The 20,926-nt window shown below is 41.1% G+C and carries 17 protein-coding genes; 2 read left to right on the forward strand and 15 right to left on the reverse strand.

Features of this window, described 5'->3' with window-relative positions; translation table 11 throughout:
* Positions 1-8: 8 nt before the first annotated feature.
* From ACXAFV_RS17320 to hflX, 3 genes are all read right to left on the reverse strand, one after another.
* Positions 9-425 carry a MerR family transcriptional regulator gene (locus tag ACXAFV_RS17320; protein WP_475128306.1) on the reverse strand — a complete coding sequence of 139 codons (417 nt, stop codon included), beginning with the start codon at positions 423-425 and terminating at the stop codon, positions 9-11.
* Between the two features lie 136 nt (positions 426-561).
* A complete protein-coding gene (locus tag ACXAFV_RS17325) occupies positions 562-1,842 on the reverse strand; it encodes a methionine gamma-lyase family protein (RefSeq protein WP_475128307.1) in 1,281 nt (426 codons plus the stop codon).
* Positions 1,842-3,110 (reverse strand): GTPase HflX, encoded by a 1,269-nt coding sequence (gene hflX, locus ACXAFV_RS17330; RefSeq protein ID WP_475128309.1) that lies wholly within the window; start codon positions 3,108-3,110, stop codon positions 1,842-1,844. Before hflX ends, ACXAFV_RS17325 begins: the two co-directional genes overlap by 1 nt.
* A 189-nt stretch (positions 3,111-3,299) precedes the next feature.
* Here hflX and ACXAFV_RS17335 point away from each other — a divergent pair, with 189 nt between their 5' ends.
* Positions 3,300-3,908 (forward strand): trimeric intracellular cation channel family protein, encoded by a 609-nt coding sequence (locus ACXAFV_RS17335; protein ID WP_475128310.1) that lies wholly within the window; start codon positions 3,300-3,302, stop codon positions 3,906-3,908.
* 65 nt (positions 3,909-3,973) lie between these two features.
* Here ACXAFV_RS17335 and spoVK read toward each other — a convergent pair whose 3' ends face one another.
* The 10 genes from spoVK to ACXAFV_RS17385 form a co-directional block, all read right to left on the reverse strand.
* Entirely contained in the window at positions 3,974-4,915 is a 942-nt protein-coding gene (gene spoVK, locus ACXAFV_RS17340) for a stage V sporulation protein K (protein ID WP_475128518.1), read from the reverse strand.
* A gap of 411 nt (positions 4,916-5,326) precedes the next feature.
* Positions 5,327-5,560: an RNA chaperone Hfq gene (gene hfq, locus ACXAFV_RS17345; RefSeq protein ID WP_446246414.1), complete on the reverse strand. Its 234-nt coding sequence runs from the start codon at positions 5,558-5,560 to the stop codon at positions 5,327-5,329.
* A 29-nt stretch (positions 5,561-5,589) separates the two neighbouring features.
* Positions 5,590-6,546 (reverse strand): tRNA (adenosine(37)-N6)-dimethylallyltransferase MiaA, encoded by a 957-nt coding sequence (gene miaA / locus ACXAFV_RS17350; protein WP_475128312.1) that lies wholly within the window; start codon positions 6,544-6,546, stop codon positions 5,590-5,592.
* A 175-nt stretch (positions 6,547-6,721) separates the two neighbouring features.
* Complete coding sequence (locus ACXAFV_RS17355) at positions 6,722-9,109, reverse strand: penicillin acylase family protein (protein ID WP_475128313.1); 2,388 nt, start codon at positions 9,107-9,109, stop codon at positions 6,722-6,724.
* 121 nt (positions 9,110-9,230) lie between these two features.
* Entirely contained in the window at positions 9,231-9,806 is a 576-nt protein-coding gene (locus ACXAFV_RS17360; protein ID WP_475128314.1) for an MFS transporter, read from the reverse strand.
* A complete protein-coding gene (locus tag ACXAFV_RS17365) occupies positions 9,803-11,254 on the reverse strand; it encodes an FAD-binding oxidoreductase (protein ID WP_475128315.1) in 1,452 nt (483 codons plus the stop codon). The genes ACXAFV_RS17360 and ACXAFV_RS17365 overlap by 4 nt, the downstream gene beginning before the upstream one ends.
* Before the next feature lie 165 nt (positions 11,255-11,419).
* Complete coding sequence (mutL, locus tag ACXAFV_RS17370; RefSeq protein WP_475128317.1) at positions 11,420-13,306, reverse strand: DNA mismatch repair endonuclease MutL; 1,887 nt, start codon at positions 13,304-13,306, stop codon at positions 11,420-11,422.
* A 13-nt stretch (positions 13,307-13,319) separates the two neighbouring features.
* Positions 13,320-15,941 carry a DNA mismatch repair protein MutS gene (mutS, locus tag ACXAFV_RS17375; protein ID WP_475128520.1) on the reverse strand — a complete coding sequence of 874 codons (2,622 nt, stop codon included), beginning with the start codon at positions 15,939-15,941 and terminating at the stop codon, positions 13,320-13,322.
* A gap of 402 nt (positions 15,942-16,343) precedes the next feature.
* Positions 16,344-16,985, reverse strand: a complete 642-nt coding sequence (locus tag ACXAFV_RS17380; protein WP_475128318.1) for a DedA family protein — start codon at positions 16,983-16,985, stop codon at positions 16,344-16,346.
* 117 nt (positions 16,986-17,102) lie between these two features.
* Positions 17,103-17,960: a hypothetical protein gene (locus ACXAFV_RS17385; protein WP_475128319.1), complete on the reverse strand. Its 858-nt coding sequence runs from the start codon at positions 17,958-17,960 to the stop codon at positions 17,103-17,105.
* Positions 17,961-18,101: 141 nt separating this feature from the next.
* Between ACXAFV_RS17385 and ACXAFV_RS17390 the strand changes: the two genes are divergently transcribed.
* Positions 18,102-19,031, forward strand: a complete 930-nt coding sequence (locus tag ACXAFV_RS17390) for a VanW family protein (protein ID WP_475128321.1) — start codon at positions 18,102-18,104, stop codon at positions 19,029-19,031.
* Between the two features lie 46 nt (positions 19,032-19,077).
* Here ACXAFV_RS17390 and ACXAFV_RS17395 read toward each other — a convergent pair whose 3' ends face one another.
* Together ACXAFV_RS17395 and ACXAFV_RS17400 are read right to left on the reverse strand one after the other, a co-directional pair.
* On the reverse strand, positions 19,078-19,446 hold the full coding sequence (locus tag ACXAFV_RS17395) for a VOC family protein (protein WP_475128322.1): 369 nt from the start codon (positions 19,444-19,446) through the stop codon (positions 19,078-19,080).
* A gap of 111 nt (positions 19,447-19,557) precedes the next feature.
* Positions 19,558-20,907, reverse strand: a complete 1,350-nt coding sequence (locus ACXAFV_RS17400; RefSeq protein ID WP_475128323.1) for an aminotransferase — start codon at positions 20,905-20,907, stop codon at positions 19,558-19,560.
* Positions 20,908-20,926: the final 19 nt, after the last annotated feature.

Here is a 20,926-nt window from a genome sequence, read left to right on the forward strand (position 1 = left end):
GTTATTTATTAATGAAAAAAGCGTGACATATCTCCCTGGCGTAAGGAAGCCCGATTAAACTTTCCGGAATGCATCAATTCATTTCGGAGTAATTTTCTCAGCTGTTTGTCGGAAAGATCCTGTCGTGCTTTTTCTTCCTCCTCATTACTTGTTTCAGATACTACTTTCTTTTCGTCCATGGCAGACACCGAGAATATCTTCTTTATACCCGCCATATTCACCCCTTGATCTAACAAATCCTTAACTTCTAATAGTTTATCAATGTCATTCAAGGAAAAGAGTCTACGATTTCCCTCTGTTCTTGCAGGAGTAATCAACTCATGTTCTTCATAGTATCGAATCTGACGAGCTGTTAAGTCCGTGAGCTGCATGACAATACTTATAGGGAATAGTGCCATCGTTCGACGAATTTCACTTCCACTCATCTCGATTCCTCCTTTTCTTTTCCTTCATGTTTTCATTATATGTAATGTCAGAAGTTCTGTCAATGAAATGTTAGAAATTCTTACACGAAAACTCAAATGAAAAGGATAGTCGATTTTAGACTATCCAATTACTGTTTTAATATCCGGTATAAATGGTTATTAAACCTTTTTCGATTAAATTATCTATGGCCGTACACACAGCTATTTTCACATGTGCATACGTCAATCCCCCTTGTACATATGCGGTATATGGAGGTCTGATCGGTCCGTCTGCTGATAATTCTATACTTGATCCCTGGATGAAAGTACCCGCAGCCATGATGACATCATCTTCATATCCGGGCATATAATTCGGATAAGGCGTAAAATGCGAATTGATTGGAGATGCAAATTGAATCGCCTGGCAGAAAGCGACCATCTTATCCTTGTCGTCAAATTGAACAGATTGTATGAGGTCTGTACGTTTGTCCACGGGAGCGGGATTTGTATTCATCCCTAACTCTGTCAGCATGGCAGAAGTAAAGACAGCTCCTTTCAAGGACTGTGCGACAACATGCGGTGCAAGGAAAAATCCTTGGTACATCTCCTGCAGGCTATAGAGGGAAGCCCCTGCTTCTGCTCCGATGCCCGGAGACGTCATTCTGTATGAGCAGGCTTCCACCAAATCCTCTTTCCCTACAATATAACCGCCTGTCTTTGCAAGGCCTCCACCCGGATTTTTAATTAACGATCCGGCCATGAGATCCGCCCCGACATGACACGGCTCAAGTTCCTCCACAAATTCACCGTAACAATTATCTACAAAGACAACAATCTTGGGATCGATCTCTTTGACAAAGCGAATCATTTCTTTAATTTCTTCGATTGTAAAAGAAGGACGGTTGGCATATCCTTTCGAACGTTGAATCCCTATCATTTTAGTCTTTGTGGAGATCGTTTCCTGAACTCTTGCAAAGTCCACTTTTCCGGACCCATCAAGATCCACACATGCATACGAAATGCCGAAATCTTTCAGCGATCCGGTTCCTTCCCCTCTTATTCCTACTATTTCTTCAAGGGTATCATAAGGTTTACCAGTTATATACACTAATTCATCACCGGGTCTTAACACACCAAATAATGCAATGGAAATGGCATGCGTCCCTGAAATGATCTGCGGTCTAACCAATCCGGCTTCACCGCCGAATACATCTGCGTAAATACTTTCAAGCGTGTCCCGGCCTATATCGTCGTACCCATAACCGGTAGACGGGATGAAGTGAGAGTCACTTACTTTATGCTTCTGAAACGAACTGAGCACTTTAAACTGATTCTTCTCAGCACGTTCATCAATTTCTTTATGGATTGAGTGAATTGAATTTTCCACTTTATTTACTAGAGGTTTTAAAACCTGTCCATGCACTAATTGTTCAAACATCACTTGCTTCCCTTCTGCTTTTGAAATTTCTTGATGCTTCCTCTTATTTGATGATCTTCAAGATGATACCCGATTATTTCGTAAGATTGAGATTCCTCCAGGAATTCGAGTTTTTTTAAGATGGTTTCATTCTTAAGCTGAGAGAGGATCTTCCCTTCACTTGCAGGAATCAATACATGATATGGAGCCATTTGATTCTTAACCATCTCTTCGATCTTTAACAAAAGCTTTTTGCGATCTTCACTGTCTATGGCACTGACTATTATCTGATCTGCACCACTCATCGGCACAAACTCAGGATGACTAATATCCCGCTTATTGTAAACCGTCAGCATAGGCAACCCTTCCATTCCCAGGTCTTTTAGCAGTGTTTGAACGGTTTCTTCATGCTGGTGATAATCCGGATTCGAACTATCCACTACATGTAAAAGGAGATCCGCTTCTTTCACTTCTTCAAGTGTGGAGCGAAAGGCTGCTATCAAAGAGGTTGGCAGATCTTGAATGAATCCTACGGTATCCGTCAGTAAGGTATAATAACCGCTGGGTAAAACCATTTTCCTTGTCATCGGATCCAATGTGGCAAAGAGCTGGTTTTCTTCATAGGAATCAGCTATTGAAAGCCGATTGAATAAGGTGGACTTACCTGCGTTCGTATAACCGACGAGGGCTGTCTGAAAGGCTTTATTTTTCTTTCTTCGTTCACGATATCTCTCCCTATGTTCAACAATTGTTTGAAGCTGTTTTTTGATATCATCGATTCTGCGATGAATATGTCTTCTATCGCTTTCGAGCTTTGTTTCACCGGGGCCTCTAGTACCGATGCCCCCACCCAGCCTCGATAAGGATGTACCTTGTCCGATTAAGCGGGGAAGCAAATACTGAAGCTGTGCTAATTCTACCTGCAGCTTCCCTTCACGGGACCTGGCCCGCTGAGCGAAAATATCCAAAATAAGCTGAGTCCGGTCGATGACCCTTGCATCCAGCTCTTTGGATAGATTACGTATCTGGCTGGGGGAAAGCTCATCGTTGAAAATGATGATATCAGGTTCAAATTGTTCTTCCAGCGCAGCAAGTTCTTCTACCTTTCCTTTTCCTATATATGTACTCGGATGAATCCTGTCCCTCTTTTGAGATAATACCGCCAGCACTTCACCCTGAGCCGTCTCAGTCAATTCTTCAAGCTCTTTCATGCTATATTGAAAGCGGAGGTCATCTTCTTCCAACTGACAACCCACTAACAGGGTTTTTTCCTTCACATCTTTTTTCAATAAGCACCCTTCTCTCAATTGGTATCGTTGTATAAATCCCATCTTATCAAAAGTAATTCACAAACTCTATGTTTAAAGTCATGAAAAATGGTTGCAAATGAATTTTTTCGTGATAAAATCAGTATGTTTGAATAGAAGAGATTAGTAATTTATCTACATAGATTACGGATAAGGTTAGGAGGCATGGGTATGACCTGGGAAGTATTGAGTATCATCGGAACCATTGCATTTGCTGTATCTGGTGCCATCATCGCTATGGAAGAAGAATATGACATTCTTGGCGTTTATATATTGGGGATTGTCACCGCCTTTGGAGGAGGGGCCATCAGGAATTTACTCATCGGTGTTCCGGTCTCTGCTCTATGGGAACAGGGAATGTTGTTTCAAATTGCCCTTCTGGCCATTACTGCTGTTTTTATATTTCCTAATAACCTGTTAAAACATTGGAGGCGTTGGGGGAATTTCTTTGATGCTGTAGGTCTTTCAGCCTTTGCGATACAGGGAGCTTTATATGCGTCTGAAATGAGCCACCCCCTTTCAGCAGTCATCGTGGCTGCCGTTCTGACCGGAAGCGGCGGAGGGATCATCCGTGATCTTCTAGCAGGAAGAAAGCCCCTTGTTCTACGCTCTGAAATATATGCTGTCTGGGCAGTCATGTGCGGAGCTGCTGTTGGACTCGGGATAACAAGTTCATCATTTGAATTATATACTTTATTCATTCTGACGACATCGTTACGTGTCCTATCTTACTTGTATAAATGGCGCTTACCCAATAGAAGTCTACGGGCACATGGTTGATCAAATATAAAAAAGCATTCTGCGAAAGAATGCTTTTTTTATATTTCAAAAAAAATTTGTCATTATCAATCAGCAGTACCCTTTGTAAATATTAAATCATTGCTCCTGATCGTGATTAAGTCATTTCTACTGTAACAATTCTCCAAGAGAAGTCTCATCGCTTGGGCCCGTATCGATTTTTCCAGTATGTTTCTAACGTACCTCCCATTTGAAAATGCCATGGGTGACAGAGAATTTTTTGCCGAGTGCAAATGGTCCCGTATTTTTCTTTCGGCATCAGAACTTAATAAGTATTGCTTTTCATCCAGCATCCTCTTTCCGATTTCCATCAATTGATCGACAGTATAATCCGGAAAATGAAACACGAGCGGAAACCTGGACTGAAGCCCTGGATTCAACGTAAGGAAATGATCCATCTCCTTTGAATAACCCGCAAGTATAAGGATGAACTCATGTTGTTTATCTTCCATGTGTTTAACAAGTGTATCAATCGCTTCCTTCCCGAAATCCTTCTCTCCCCCTCTCCCCAATGAATAGGCTTCATCGATGAATAATATCCCGCCTAAAGATTTTTTGATCAAGTCCCTTGTTTTTTGCGCAGTATGACCGATATACTCCCCGACCAAGTCAGCTCTTTCAGCTTCGATCAGATGGCCTTTGGATAACACATTCATCTTCAAAAATAATTTACCTATAATTCTTGCTACAGTCGTTTTCCCTGTACCCGGGTTACCTTTAAACATCATATGAAGAGCTTGCTTTCCTGCTTTCAACCCCATCGCTTCACGTTTTTTATTTACATATATCCATGCATAAATTTCTTTTACCATCTTTTTCATTTCTTCCATTCCGACAAGAGACCCTAGCTCTTCTTCGATCTCCTTTAAAGCCACATGCTCTTGAGGGAATGATTGGGGCAGAGTATCGGGCTTAAGTGTATCCCGTACTGAATTACGTTTCTGTGAATTTAGTACAATACTGATTTGCCCATTATTTTTCATTCTCATTGGTTGCTGTTCCAAAAATTTCACCTCACCATTCTACAGACAATATACGCTTAGAGGCCTTTTGGGTGACAAACGCCTATTTTTTCTTCTCTATTTCGACACACATACTAAATTTAAGAATACGAAATGAAAAAAACGCAGAATCCTGTCATATCTTGCGCTTTCCCGAGAAATATACAGAAACCTGAACGTATTTAGAACGATTCCCAACTTAGATCCCGGTCACCTCTTCAACAGCAAAGTAAAAAAAGGAGATGAACTGAGATTCTCATATCATTCTATTCAAACGTTCCCCTTTTCATTATTTAAAAGTATAAATTTACGAGGAATATCGGTTAAAAAATAAAAAAGCTGCCCGATATTATCAGGCAGCCTTGTCAGTTACAATTGATTAGAACCAGAACTAAACGTTTAATTACTTTCTTCAAAATTTATTTGAACATTTCGCTGAGGTGCGAATGTTGAAATGGCATGCTTATAAACAAGCTGCTGTTTCCCTTCACATTCAAAAAGAACGGTAAAATTATCAAATCCCTTTACATGACCTCGGATTTGAAAGCCATTTAAAAGGAATACCGTACACATTGAATTATCTTTACGCAGTTGGTTGAGAAATTGATCTTGAATATTAATGGATTGTTTCATGTTTAGTCCTCCTCCTCTATCTCTACTTACTAATTCGACTTTAGTTCAAGCTTTCCTGCAATGAATTCAGAAATCTGCTTGATAATTTCAGGGTGGTGCTGCTCATCGGTCATGTCAAACCAGGATACATCCATCTTATTGCGGAACCAGGTTAACTGCCTCTTTGCGTATCTCCGGGAATTCTGCTTGAGGTTTTCGGTTGCACGCTCCAGACTTACATTCCCTTCCAGGTAATCATATATCTCTTTATAACCGATGGCTTGAACGGATTGAACATCACGCACTCCACGATCAAAAAGGGTTTTCACCTCTTCTATGAGCCCTTCATCGATCATGAGATCAACTCTCATATTGATCCGGTTATAAAGCTTTTCCCTGTCCATGGTCAAGCCGACCAAAGCGATGTCATAAAGCAAATCATCCGATTGATCTTCCTGATAATCCGTCATCGTCTTCCCGGTACAATGATAGATTTCCAAAGCGCGAATGACCCTTCGTGTATTGTTTGGGTGGATATTTACTGCAGCTTCGGGATCAATGCTCTGGAGATGATCATAAAGGGGTGCAATTCCGTTTTCCTTCACACTTTCTTCAAGTTTCGTTCGATACTCAGCATCACCGGGTACATCCGTAAACTGGTAATCAAAAATGACAGATTGTATATATAAACCTGTCCCGCCTACAATCATAGGCGTTTTTCCCCGTGAATGGATTTCCGTGATCTTTTCTCTGACAAGCTGTTGAAACTCTGCAGCAGAAAAGGGCTCCAGTGGATCTTTAATATCAATCAGGTGATGCGGAACCCCTTCCATCTCTTTTTCGGTTATTTTCGCTGTACCGATGTCCATACCTTTATAAATTTGCATGGAATCCCCGCTTATTATTTCTGCATCAAACGATTTGGCAAGATGAATGCTTGTTTTGGTTTTCCCTACAGCAGTCGGGCCGATGAGTACGATCAGTTTTTGTTTGGTGGTGTGATCCATGCTTTCACTGCTTTCTATGTATATCTTCCTTTACATATTATCGTACCATAATAGTTTATAAAATCACATCTTGATAGTATAACCTTTTTCTATTTTTTTAATCATATTTTGTACCTAAATGAAAAAATCCGTCTTATACCCTTAAAAAACTCATTCAAAGGTATAAGACGGCAATTCATTCAGCCTTCAACACTAATTTATGTTCACCCGTTACATCACCCAATGACGTTTTATGATACTCCCCCTGCACCCATGCGTCTATTTGATTATCGTACCAATCACTCTTGAAGTGGCCTGCCTGACCTGGCCCTAGAATATGATATCCTTCTGAAAGATTTGCGGTGTCTATAACAAATCTCCATGAGGCACCGTGGTTGACAATCCCTTCTTGATTATAACTCGCTGCCTGGACAGTCACCCTGCTTCCTCCGACAGGAACGGCGTCTTTACTATTGAAGAAGCGTTCTAAAAGTGGCGAAGCACTTGAAATGGGATGCTCAAAGTAAACCCTATGATAATCCCCCCATTTCCATTCACCCATGGAAGAACCATACCGATCCTCCAGTTCCTGTATGGTATGATCTAAAGACTCCTGAAGGTATGCTTGATATCCTCCGAAAGGTTCAAACCACGGGGATACTTCCCCTTTATGTGCTTTTCTCAGCATTTCATCTACAATACTCTGCCGCCCTTCAAATAAATCCATCATTTCCTCAGGTATCTCTTTTTTAAACATATCCATTGATAAAGCGTTCATCCAACTGTGAAACAACAGTGGTGCTGCATCGGATTTATCATCTTTAAAGTCCCACTCTTCAAGTATTTTTAAAGCTTGTTTTTGTTCAGATGTTAATTCTTTATCTTTCAAATCGCTTACTAATACCGGCACAAACTCGGCAGCATGTAAATTGATTTGATCCATTTGGAGATCTTTCATATCCTGTATCGTTAAGTCATTCTTTTGTCCCAAATACTGAGCGATTCTCATGTACCTGTATGGCTGAGCCCAGTGATGACTGATATGATATGGATAGCTGTCGTCTATGACTTTATTATTTGCAGTAGCTATAAACCCATTCTCAGGATTTACAGCAGAAGGCAGTTCATCAAATGGAATAAATCCTTTCCATTCATAATCTGGATCCCATCCCGGAGCCGGCATCAGTCCGTCTCCTTTTTTACGAATTGGTATTTTACCATTCGCTTTATATGCGATTGTTCCATCCTTTGCGGCAAACACAAAGTTTTGGGTAGGGGTATGAAAATCCTCCAATGCCTTCTCGAATTCTTCCCAATTACTTGCTTTATTAATATTAATGATCGCCTGAAGTTCGAGACCGGGATCTAAAGCGGTCCACCTGAGTGAAAGCGCATGCTCCTTATCCTTTTGATGGGCAAAATCTGAAATAATGGGACCGTGTCTTGTGATGACCACTTCATAGGGAATCACTTCCTGCCCCTTTACGTAGATCGGTTCCTGAATAACAGTCGCTTCTTCCCATCGATTATCATATAGAAAAAGTGATGAGTCCTGTTTATGTTTTTTTTCTATATATAAATCTTGCACGTCCGGGCCTGTATTTGTTACTCCCCAAGCGATTTTTTCATTATGACCCAATATGATTCCCGGAATTCCAGCGAAGATCACTCCACTTACATTCATTTCGGGGGCCTTTAAATGCATCTGATACCAAATGGAAGGCGTCCCGAGCGATAAATGCGGATCATCTGCCAATAAAGGCTTTCCACTTGCCGTTTTTTTCCCGCTCACTACCCAGTTATTGCTGCCGTTAAATTCTGGTGGGATGACCGCTCCCGCAAAAGAGTCTTCAATATCGATTGAAAGATCTCCGATGGAGGAAAGGATCTCAGGTGCATCTTCCGGATAAGAAGGAAACAAATCGTATGCCTTTTCTTCAGAAAGGTTCTTCAATGCCCAATATCTGAATGCCTGGCCGTGCCAATGCCCCCCCAAATCAAATGCCATGTATTTTCCGATGGTCAATGAATCTATCGGTGTCCATTTTTCCGGCTTGTACCCCAAGAGAGTAAATTCAACAGGCAGCCTGCCCTCATCTTCTGCTTCCTTTATGTATGCATTGACGCCTTCTGCATACCATTCCAGGATCTGCTTTGCTTCATCGGGATAGGCTGTATAGGATACTTCAGCAGCCCTCTTGAGTCCCAAAGTGCGGAAAAACTTGTCCCGGTCCACTGTTTTTTCCCCTATGATTTCACTTAATCTTCCTGATGCCTGTCTTCTGCTTAAATCCATTTGAAACAAACGGTCTTGAGCCTGAACATACCCCTGTGCAATGAACAAATCCTTTTCGTTGTTTGCAGATATATGAGGAATGCCCTGTTTGTCCCTGATAACTTCCACATTTTGAGACAATCCGCTTAGCGATACCGTTCCGGTAGTCAAAGGTAATGATCTCTCCACATAAAAGTTTATCCCAATGATTCCTCCTCCCAAGACAAACACCAATATCCCGAGCGTCCATAGTAAAATAGCAGACCGCTTTTTCTTTTTTAACGGTTGAAGCTCTACTCCTCCATTCATTTTACTCCCCCTGTGTATTTATATTGAAAATTCAGAAATATATCCTCTATTTATTATTTGCTTTTTATTTTCTATATCCTTCTTATTTCAAAAAATGGAAGAGTAAAAGAACGAAAGGGATTCAGCCCCCTTTCGTTCTTTTTATTAGCAGTTTATGGGTTTGTATATAATCTGCGTGACCAATGATGAGACTTATCCCGCTTATCAGGAAAAACATAGAGCACCCAAAAAAAATATAGTGGATTGTAAAGTAATTCAATAATAGTCCGGTACCCATGACGGCAAAACTTGAGCTTAATGAAGTCCAAAAATGATAGTTGCCAATCATTTTCCCCCTGCTTCCATCATGTGGAATGTCACTGAGGACAAGTTTTTCACTCGTCTTTTGTACAGCTCCCAGAATTCCGAGAATAATTTGTATGATATAGACCATCTCTATTGAAGTGACCGAAGGGATGATGAGGAAGACAAAACTCATTCCAACAGCATAAAAGATTAAAAGTCTCAAACCACCTGATCGATCTGCCAACTTCCCGATGAGGCGGTGACTGAGTGCTGCACTCAGCGTGAATAATCCATATGCAAATCCAAACGAAGAAAACGACCGGCCAATATTCTGAATAAACAACAAGTAGAAAGGAAACGAAACACTGGCTGCGGTCATGGCAAAACTTTGGGAAAATATGAACCACTTCATAAGCCATATTCCTCATAAAATTCATTCATGAAACGTTCCTCCGGGTCCAACAATCTTTTCTTTTGAAAGAATTCCTCACTATTCGGGTAGGCTTCTTGCATCTGATCTTTTGTCGGATATTCATAATAAGGTAAATAATAACTGCCCCCGTGATTTAAAGTAATGTCGATCATCCCCCTGACTGTTTCCTTTGTCTCTGCCATATCATCTTGATTCATCCCTTGATTGATGAGCAGCACCAGCGCAAACATATCCTCTTTAGCAAAAGACATGATAGCTTCATTGTTCCGGTCAACATAGCGAATAGTAATGTTGATCAGGTTTAAATCTTTTTTATGCAGGTACTTCCTTAAGTCGTCGATATATTTTTCATATTCATCTACAGGCACGAAATACTCCTGTAAAATATCAGTATCATTCTTTGCCTCATATTCAAGAAATTCAGATTCGGAACGCATAACGTTGTTTCTCGTCACCAATTTATCTTTTCGGTTATGAAAAAATGCTTTCTGCATGTCCCAGAAGGCATCTTTACCCCAATCAAAATCACGGGATAATCCAAGGAGGAACTTTGTTAAAAAAGTGAACCTTTCCTCTTTAAGTTCATTGTACATACTATATTCACTTTGGTTTTCACTAGAATAATAGTCTGTTACATACATCTCTTGCAAAAAAGAGTCAGGTGCTGTCGAGATCCTGGCCAGATGCATTTTCACTTTATCATCAGCCAGTACATGCTTCTTAAAATATTGCGTGTACTCTTCATAAGACATTTCTTTGGTTCTCATCGTATATAATTCATCTTCCGTTAGCTGAAGTTCCACATCAAGGATGACCCCGAATAGGCCATATCCACCTATCACCAATGGGAAATATTCACTGTTTTCAGTTCTTGATACCTTTATAATCTTCCCATCCGGTTTCAATAATCTGAACCAGTTGACTGTCTCGATTAAGGAGCCGTTACGAATATCCCTTCCATGAACATTTACAGAGAGAGACCCTCCGATTGTAAATATGTTTTGTGATTGCATCACTTTTACAGCTAAACCATAAGGATTTACTGCCTGTTGAATATCATCCCATGTTGCCCCGCTTTGTACGTGTACGGTCTTATTTTCAGGATCAACATGAAGAATTTCTTTATATTCCGTCATATCCAAGACGACCCCACCAGGATAATACGTATGCCCCCCTTGGCTGTGCCGTTTGCCCGCTATCGATATCTTTAAATCATTTTCATTCGCATCATGGATTGTTTCAATTATACTGTTCTCTTCCTTGCCTTTTACCACTTTTTTGATTTTAGTCGGCATCAATCGTCCCACGTCTGTTATGACATTTTCCTCTTTTTTATCTAAAGCAGTAATAGTAAAAGCTGAAGAGTAAGCGAGTAAAAGAATAAGAATGATAAATAACCTCTTTTTCTTTACAGGATTTAAAAACATTTCCAACTCCCCCAATACGTTCCTTTTAGTGTAATTTTACACTTAAATTGAAATTATTCAACATATTGTTCAAAATAATATTTTTAAGTTAACATAATTATATTATTGTTTTATTAATATGCATAAAAAAACGAAGCCCGGTTCTCCCGGACTTCGTTTTTTTATTTACATTATTCGCTTGAACATTTTTTCCATTTCATAGGTCGAGTAATGAATGATGATAGGGCGTCCGTGTGGGCATGTGAAAGGATCGGCCGTTCTTCTCAATTCATCCAATAATGCAAGGATTTCATCATTTCGAAGATGATGATTGGCCTTGATCGAACCTTTGCAGCTCATCATGATTGCTGCTTCCTCCCGCAGTTTCCTGATATCCACCCGGTTCATCTTAAGCACTTGCTGAATCATGTCTTCGATCGTTTCTTTTTCTTCCCCTGGCGGAAACCATTGTGGATGAGCACGTACAATATAGCTGTTATAGCCGAAATCTTCAAGGAATACCCCGACCTCTTCAAGGGCAGACCTGTTTTCATTGATTTTTATATACTCATCAGTGGCATACTCCAAAGTCATCGGTACTAGCAGCTCTTGAAGTTCCTTCGCCACCTGTCCTACCTTTTCTTTGAAGAATTCATACTTGATACGTTCTTGGGCAGCATGTTGATCGATGATATAAAGACCTTGGTCATTTTGAGCAAAAATATATGTGCCGTGCATCTGTCCTACTGGATAGAGAGGGGGAACCCTCGGTGATTCAATGATTTCTTCATCCAGTCTGGTCTCTTCTGCATGATGAATTACCGTTTCATCGATCATGCTTTCTTTTGTGTCATTATCTGCTGTCGTCATGTCACTGTCCAAAGGTAATTTCTCTTCTTTCACCAATTGGTGTGCATCATAGACCTCTTTCTCTTTAACATCCGCCTTCGGAAGGTGTTTTTCGTTAACAGACCATGAAGAACGTGTTTCTTTGTTTACGGATACATCGCTGTGGTCCAGGTCCATAAATGTTTGTTCAGACTTAGCTTTTACGGTTCTCGGAACAGGGGCTCCAGAAGGAATAAGTTCTTTCCGTTTAAAGATAGCCTTGATCCCATCTGTCACAAGCGCATTCAATTCACTTTCCTTGCTTAAGCGCACTTCCATTTTGGAAGGATGGACATTCACATCCACGAGAACAGGATCCATTTCAATATTCAGTAAGACAATCGGATGCCTACCGATTGGAAGCAGTGTGTGATATCCCTCGCCTATGGCTTTAGCCAAAGCATAATTCTTAATGAACCTCCCGTTGATCATCGTGGAAATATAATTTCTTGATGCACGGGTCACCTCAGGGAGAGAGACATAGCCATTTATGCGGAAATCAAGCGTATTCACATTGATAGGGACCATTTTCTTTGCAATTCCTACTCCGTAAATGGCCGCCAATACTTGAAGAACATCACCGTTTCCATTCGTGTGAAGAAGAGATTTGCCATTGTGCAGCAGTTTAATAGATACTTCCGGATGAGCCAGTGCAATACGATTCACCACATCACTTATGTTTCCCAGCTCTGTATGAATGGTCTTTAGGTACTTTAACCTGGCGGGAGTATTATAGAAGATCTGTGACACCGTAATATCTGTGCCTTTTCTTGAAGAAGTATTCTCCAACTTTTGGATTTCTCCTCCATGAAGCTCTATGAATGTACCAGGGCCATCCCCTGTACTGGTCCTCATCGTAAAGTGAGAAACTGAAGCGATACTTGGCAGGGCTTCCCCTCTAAATCCCAGGGTACGGATCCGGAAAAGATCATTTTCATCTTTAATCTTAGAGGTTGCATGGCGGCTAAAAGCTGTCTCAACATCTTCTTCTTCGATTCCATCTCCATTATCGATGATCCGGATTGAATTTAGACCCGCTTCTTCAATGTGGATTTCTATTACGCTTCCATTTGCATCAATACTATTCTCCAAGAGCTCTTTTACGACCGAAGCGGGCCTTTCAACAACCTCGCCTGCGGCAATTTTGTTTGAAAGCGAGTCGTTCAGTTGAAAGATTTTTGCCACGTTTACACCGCCTTTAGTTTTTTAGCTTCTTTTGAATTCCATATAAAGTGTTCATCGCATCCAATGGGGTCATTTCAAGGATGTCGAGTTTTTTTAGTTCATCCAGTAATTTCTTTTCTTTCGATGTAATGGCTGAATCCTTTGATTCCTTCTTCTCTGTCTGGAAGAAGGATAGCTGAGCGTCATTGATCACAGAGCCTTCAGACTCTCTCTCTTTCGTGACCGCTGCTTCCTGATTTGATAAAGTCAGCCCATCTTCCTTTTGCTCAAGCTGCAATAAGATCTGGTTCGCTCGCTGGATCAGTTCCTTCGGCAGATCGGCAAGTTCCGCCACATGAATACCGTAACTTTTATCGGCAGCCCCATCTTTGATCTTGTGAAGGAATACAAGTTTTCCGTTTTGTTCCATTGCACTTACATGTACATTTTTCACTTTGCTTAATTCTTCTTCAAGGATGGTCAATTCATGATAATGAGTAGAAAACAGCGTTTTTGCACCGATGTTTTCATGAATATATTCAATGATTGCCTGTGCAAGTGCCATCCCGTCATATGTGGATGTTCCTCGGCCTATTTCATCGAATAGGATCAGACTCTGCTGCGTCGCATTGACGATTGCATTTTTTGCCTCAAGCATTTCAACCATGAATGTACTCTGGCCGGAGATCAAGTCATCCGCTGCACCGATACGCGTGAATACCTGATCAAAAATCGGAAGATCAGCTTTCTCTGCAGGTACATAACAACCGATTTGGGCAAGGATGGATGTCAGCGCGATTTGACGCATGTACGTACTTTTACCAGACATATTGGGTCCTGTGATTAACAGCATTTCCCGCTCTGAATCCATAGAGCAGTCGTTTGGCACATATTCCTGTGCACCCATGACTTTTTCAACAACAGGATGACGGCCATCCTTAAGAATGATTTTTCGTTCATTATTAAATACTGGCTTATTGTAGTGCCTTTTCTCACTTACCGTTGCAAAACATTGAAGAACATCCAGTTCACTTACAAGTCTCGCCAGTTTCTGAAGACGTGGAATATATTCTTTCACCGTTTCGCGGATCCCGAGAAACAGTTCATACTCCAGCTCAACGGACTTTTCATCTGCCTGAAGAATGAGAGACTCTTTTTCCTTTAATTCAGGAGTGATGAAACGTTCAGCATTTGTTAATGTTTGTTTTCTTTCGTACCGTCCCTCTTCTAAATGCTGCAGGTTGGCTTTTGTCACTTCAATGTAATAACCGAATACACGATTGAAACCGACTTTCAGTGAACGGATTCCCGTACGCTCTCTCTCTTTACGCTCGAGCTCTGCAATCCAGCTTTTCCCGTTTTTGCTTGCATCACGGTACTGATCCAGATCGTCATGGTAACCATCCCTTATGATGCTGCCTTCTTTTATTGAAAGAGGAGGATTGTCCACAAGTGCCAGTTCCAATATATCAGTCAGGTCTTCACACGGATCCAACTCTGAAACGAGTTGATCTGTTGCTTCATTACCCATAGTCTCAACAAGATGCCTTAAAACAGGGACTTGCTGAAGTGATTTTTTCAATTGGATCAAATCACGTGCATTTACGTTTCCGAAGGCTACCCTTCCTGCCAACCGCTCCAAATCATATACTTCTTTAAGACGTTCCCTCAGATCCTGTCTTTCAAAGAATCTTTCAAGGAGGACTTCCACTACTGTCTGACGTTTTTGGATGTCCTTTAATTGGATAAGTGGACGATCTATCCATTGCTTAAGGAGACGTGCCCCCATTGCGGTCATCGTTTCATCCAGCAGCCAGAGGAGTGAACCTTTCTTTCCTTTGGAACGGATTGTTTCGGTCAATTCAAGGTTCCTTTTTGAATAATAATCCATCTTCATATATTGATAGATATTGTACGTCTCTACCTCCTGCAAATGATCCAGGCTTCTCTTCTGGGTACGGAACAAATACTGGAAAAGTCTGGAGGCAGCCTCTTTCAGTTTATCCTGTTCAAGGGATGAAAGAAGATGAGAGAATGAAGGATCCAGTCCCGTTTCCCCTTCAAAGGAAAGTGTAAGCTCATTTCTTTCATTGATCTTTCTTTGCGTCTCCTCATCCATATCAGGTGGAAGAACAACTTCTTTTGCCCCGATCGTCGATAGTTCATTTAATAATGTTTGGATCCCTTCTGTTACAAGGGTCACTTTCGATTCACCTGTAGTGAGATCACTATACGAAAGCCCAAAAGTAAGGTCGTCAAAAGGTGTCACGGAAGCAATATAATTGTTTTCCTTGTCATTCAATCCCTTGCCGTCCATTACCGTACCAGGAGTGATAAGCTGTACCACTTCCCTCTTTACGACTCCCTTTGCCTGCTTCGGATCCTCTGTCTGTTCGCATATGGCAACTTTGTACCCTTTATCAATCAACTGTTCTATGTAATTAGGTGCAGAATGATAAGGGACCCCGCACATGGGGATTCTTTCCTCGCCGCCGCCATCACGGCTTGTCAGCGTTATCTCAAGTTCTTGGGATGCAGATATCGCATCATCAAAGAACATTTCATAAAAATCTCCAAGACGAAAAAATAAAAAGGCATCCTGATAATCTGCCTTCACCTGTAAATATTGCCTAATCATCGGCGTATATTGAGTCATGGTTCGAATCAAACCTTTCATGCTAATTCTACTAATCTCGACTATTCATTATATCATACTGACCAAAAAAGGAGCACGTAGCAGATTGAGGAAATGCGAAAAGCGGAAGGGCTTTGAAGAGAGGCGGGTGGCATAAGACGAATCGGACATGAAGGCGTTCTTTGCCTTCTTGGTCGATTTGGCTTATGACATGTGCTTCTAAGCCCTGCAGCTGGACAATAGAAAAGCGGAGGCGGCTTGCTCAGAGGCGACAAGCATAAGGCGAAAACACCGGAAAGAAAGCGGAGGCGGCGTGCTCATTCATAAGCTGATGCGCCAACCTAAAAACCCACATACAAAAAAAATCCCTCTTTATAAGGAGGGACGCTTCATTAAAGATTTTTTCTACATAAACTGCTTGATCTATGAATCACCTTGCTTTGCCATTTTGGGAGAAAGCTTATTCTGAGAGGAGTCTTCGTTTTTCTTCTTTTTGGCTGAATACATGAATTTGTATGCAATATAAAGGATGAGCAATACGGCTCCGCCAATGAAGATATAGTTCTGAACACTGCTCATCAATGCCTGAACCGACTCCAAATGACCGTTTTTCCCTACAATGAGCATGATGAAGGTAACAGGAAAAATCCCCACAAACGTAAGAGTGCCAAACTTTATCTTGTTCACTTTACTTATCCCGGAGGCGTAGGAAATATAATTCCCTATCCCGAGTGGACGGGAAAGAGCGATGCTCCATACCCCGTACTTCCTGAACCACTTCTGTGCTTTTTCAACTTTTCTTGTATTTTTTTCATTTGTTTTATCTTTGATTGTATGTTTTATTTTAAATCCAATCACATACGGGATGTAGCTGAATACGGTATAAATCAGACTGCTGAAAACTGCAAGACTGATCAGCTTTCCCCATGACGGGTCAAGCAGATAACCATATGTCAGTGTGACTAATACGCCTGGAAAAGGGAGAGAAGAAGCTTCGATTGCATTTCCTGCAAACAAACCCCACATCCCCAGTTCTTTAATGACATTTATTATAAACTCCAGCATGAGTTCCTACCCTCCACAATTTGTTTAATTCCCTTTTCCCTTATTGGAGAGAGAAAAAACTCAACTGCATAAATTTTTACATACATTATTAGAAATAAATGTAAAACATTCTATACCTTAATGCACCAATTGAGTGAGTGCTTCACCATCTATGGTCCATTGATCTTCAGGACTATTTTTACGTATGATCACTTCACCTCTTTTCATCATTAGTGTTTGATCACTCGATATCCATTTCAGGTTCGCTTTCACGATCAGACCGAAAAGAGGATGTAAATCCTCGGCTGGGAGCAATGAAAGTTCTGCAATGTCGATGTGTTCAATCTCATTTATTAGTTTTTTTGCAGTTCCCTTCTTCCCTTCCGTCAGGACAAGTGAAAGCAGATTGTCATCATGCTGATTGATTGCTATTTCCATGATATGAAGGCTCTCATATGGGTCCATATTGTATAAATACCTATGGAGTTCTCCCCCAGCTTTTAGAATCATCAATTTATGGGCTAGATCGGGTATCGGGGTCTTGTGTGTGGTACTGCCATAAAAATGAACACAAAAATGTCCCGGAAATCCGTTCTGGAGTGCTCCAGCTCCATGGGGCATTCCGTTCATTGAAGCAGGGATTAAACGGTCGTTGGATTGAACCAGAATAGCTCTCCTGTCCCAGCTCCATTTACCGCCATATATGCTTTTCATGATTTTAGTATCTTCTCTTGTAAGGGGCTGAACATCAGCATGTTTACTACCTGCCCTCCGCTGCACATTGAAACTACGGCCTGTTTCCACATCAATGATCGTGAAGAATGATTTATTCGGAATCATTTCATTTACAGTATCCCATGGCAGAAGCTCAATTGAAAAAGAAGGACGCGGGTCAACCATGGTACCTTCCTTATCTTCAATCATCCCGGCTTCCGCTTTTCCAGTCACAATAAAAAGGATAAGAAGATAAACGACGATTGTCCTTGCAAAATACATATTGAACCATACCTTTTTTTATATAGTTTCTGAATGAACCAAAAATGAATAAGCTGTAATTATTGGAAATCATTATCTCTCTCATTTTCTACATGAAAGTAAATAACTCACCAATACTACTTGAGAAGGGAATGATGTCCGATGATGCAGCTATTGACAAAACTAACTTTAATCAGTCTTCTTTCATTTCCTGTTATGAAAGAAACCACAACCGGTCAAATTGATATTATCTTTCAAGAAAGCCACCTTTCGTCTTATCAAAAAAACGATTTATCATATAAAGAAATTGATGAACCACTTCTCAATCCCGACGTAATTGAAAAAATCATGGAAGACATCAATAAGAAAGTATCAGTCCCTCCTCGTGATGCATACATGGATGAGAACAATCACATTATCCAGCATGAAAACGGATATAGATTACATCAAGGAAAGTTCAAAAACTTACTGTTGGAAGCTCTATTCTCGAAAGGCACAGCTTCAATTGAAGTACCATTACAAGTTATATATCCCAGAGTGGATAGTGAACTGCTTTCTACGATTCGGACTCAGCAAATCGGACATTATGTCACTTATTTCAATCGACGTAATATGGAGCGCTCTCACAATATTGAACTTGCAGCACACGCTATCAACAATACGGTTGTATTTCCCGGTGAAGTATTCTCATTTAATAAAGTAGTGGGGAAACGTACAAAGGAGAAAGGGTATAAGAAGGCTCCCGTCATTGTAAGAGGGGAACTTTCAGAAGATATCGGGGGAGGTATTTGCCAGGTCTCGTCCACTTTATACAATGCAGTCGACCTTGCGGGAGTTAACATAGTCGAACTTTATCATCATAGTAAAAGGGTTCCTTATGTCCCTCATGGCAGAGATGCTACTGTAAGTTGGTATGGTCCTGATTTTATTTTTCGGAACATTTATAATCAGCCCCTCCTGATCCGATCAAAAGTATACGGGGGACAGCTGATTGTAACAATCCATTCTTCCGATACAATCAATGTTAAAAGAAGAAATGTGCCGCCTTCATCCAAGGATTTATCACACGAATTTCGAAAGTCGACTTTTTAAAACATGCATCTCAAATATTGGAGATGCATGAAATTGAACAGTGATATCAATGATATTCCAAAAACTCTATCCGATTTCCAAATGGGTCTGAAACAAAGAAGCGGCTTCTTCCATTGATCGGCGCATCTTTTTTTACTTCAATACCTTTCTCGGCCAAGGCGTTGCGAAAGCTATCCAGCCCTTCTACCAGCAACCCAGGGTGAGCTTTTGTTGCTGGTACAAAATCTTTCTGAATGCCTACATGAATTTCCTGTGAGCCAAACTGGAACCAGCAGCCGCCTCTTCCCCGAAAGTTTTCAGGTTTTGGAATTTCCTTCAACCCAATTATTTCTCCATAAAACCTTCTTGCTTGTGTTTCACAATTTTCAGGTGCAGCCAATTGAATATGATCAATCCCTTTAAATGATACGGACATTGACAATCTCCTCTTTCTATATTTTGGATGATTTAATTTTATCACTATTTTCTGAAAAGTAGTATGAAATGGAAAAAATAGCAGCTGCAAAAGTTTGCAGCTGCTATTTTTTCATTGTACATTATTTATGCCTTCGATGACTGTAGTGACTAATAATTCAAGATCTTCCACTTCAATATTGAGCGGTGGAGAAAGAGTCAGGACATTATTATATCCGGCGACTGTCGCTCCATTCTTTCCGATGATGACACCGTTTTGCTTGCAGTAGGAGATGACTCCATTCACTTTTTCTACTTCCAAAGGTTCTTTCGTTTGTTTATCTTTGACCATCTCGATACCAATCAGCAGTCCTTTACCTCTGATATCACCAACAAATTTATGCTGCTGCAGCTGATTTTTGAGCGTATTGAGCGCCGTTTCACCCAGCTCGGCTGATCTGGTGAAGAGGTCTTCACTTTCCATGATTTCGAGATTTTTCAACGCAAGCGCACAAGCTGCAGGATTCCCTCCGAATGTGTTGATATGGCGGAAATAATCATACTCTTCAGTACCTTTAAAGGCCTCATATATCTCACGTTTGACTGCCGTAGCGGATAATGGCAGATACGCGGATGTGATCCCTTTAGCCATCGTGATGATATCAGGCTTCACGTCATAATTCATGAAGCCAAACGGCTTGCCTGTTCGGCCGAAACCGCATATCACTTCATCTACAATCATCAATGCCCCGTGTTTCTCACACACTTCTTTGGCTGCTTTCATGTATTCTTCCTGAGGAATTAATATACCTCCACCCGTTATAATCGGCTCCATGATGAGGGCAGCTACGGTTTCACTGAGCTCCCAAGTCATTGCCTGGTCAATCGCTTTTACACCAGGTAATTCATGTGGGGATTTCCCTGATGCTTCATCACGGTATGAGTCCGGTGGGGCAACATGGATGAACCCTGGAGCCAATGGTTCGTATTTATACTTTCTTTGTGCCTGCCCTGTAGCAGCCAATGCTCCCATTGAGTTTCCGTGATAGGCTCTATACCTTGAAACAATCTTATAGCGCTCTCCTTCACCTTTCTGCTGATGATATTGACGGGCTATTTTGAACGCAGTCTCATTTGCTTCCGAGCCGCTGTTAGAGAAAAATATTACATATTCATCCCCCAGTAAATCGTTCAGTTTCTCCGCCAGCTGGATTGCCGGCTGATGACTTTGTGTCAGAGGGAAGTAGGCCATTTTTTTCAGCTGCTCATATGCAGCTTCTGCCAGTTCCTGCCTCCCATAACCAACGTTTACACACCATAACCCGGCCATTCCATCCAAGTATTTTTTTCCTTCATGATCGGTTACCCATGAACCCTTTGACTCCGTCACAACCATCGTCCCTGAAGGATTATACGGCTTCATGGAATGCCATATGAATTGTTCATCTTGTTTCAGCCACATATCCTGACCAGTTTTCACCATTGGGAACCCCTCCTTATTT

Source organism: Rossellomorea sp. ABR4_012 (genome assembly GCF_056159545.1).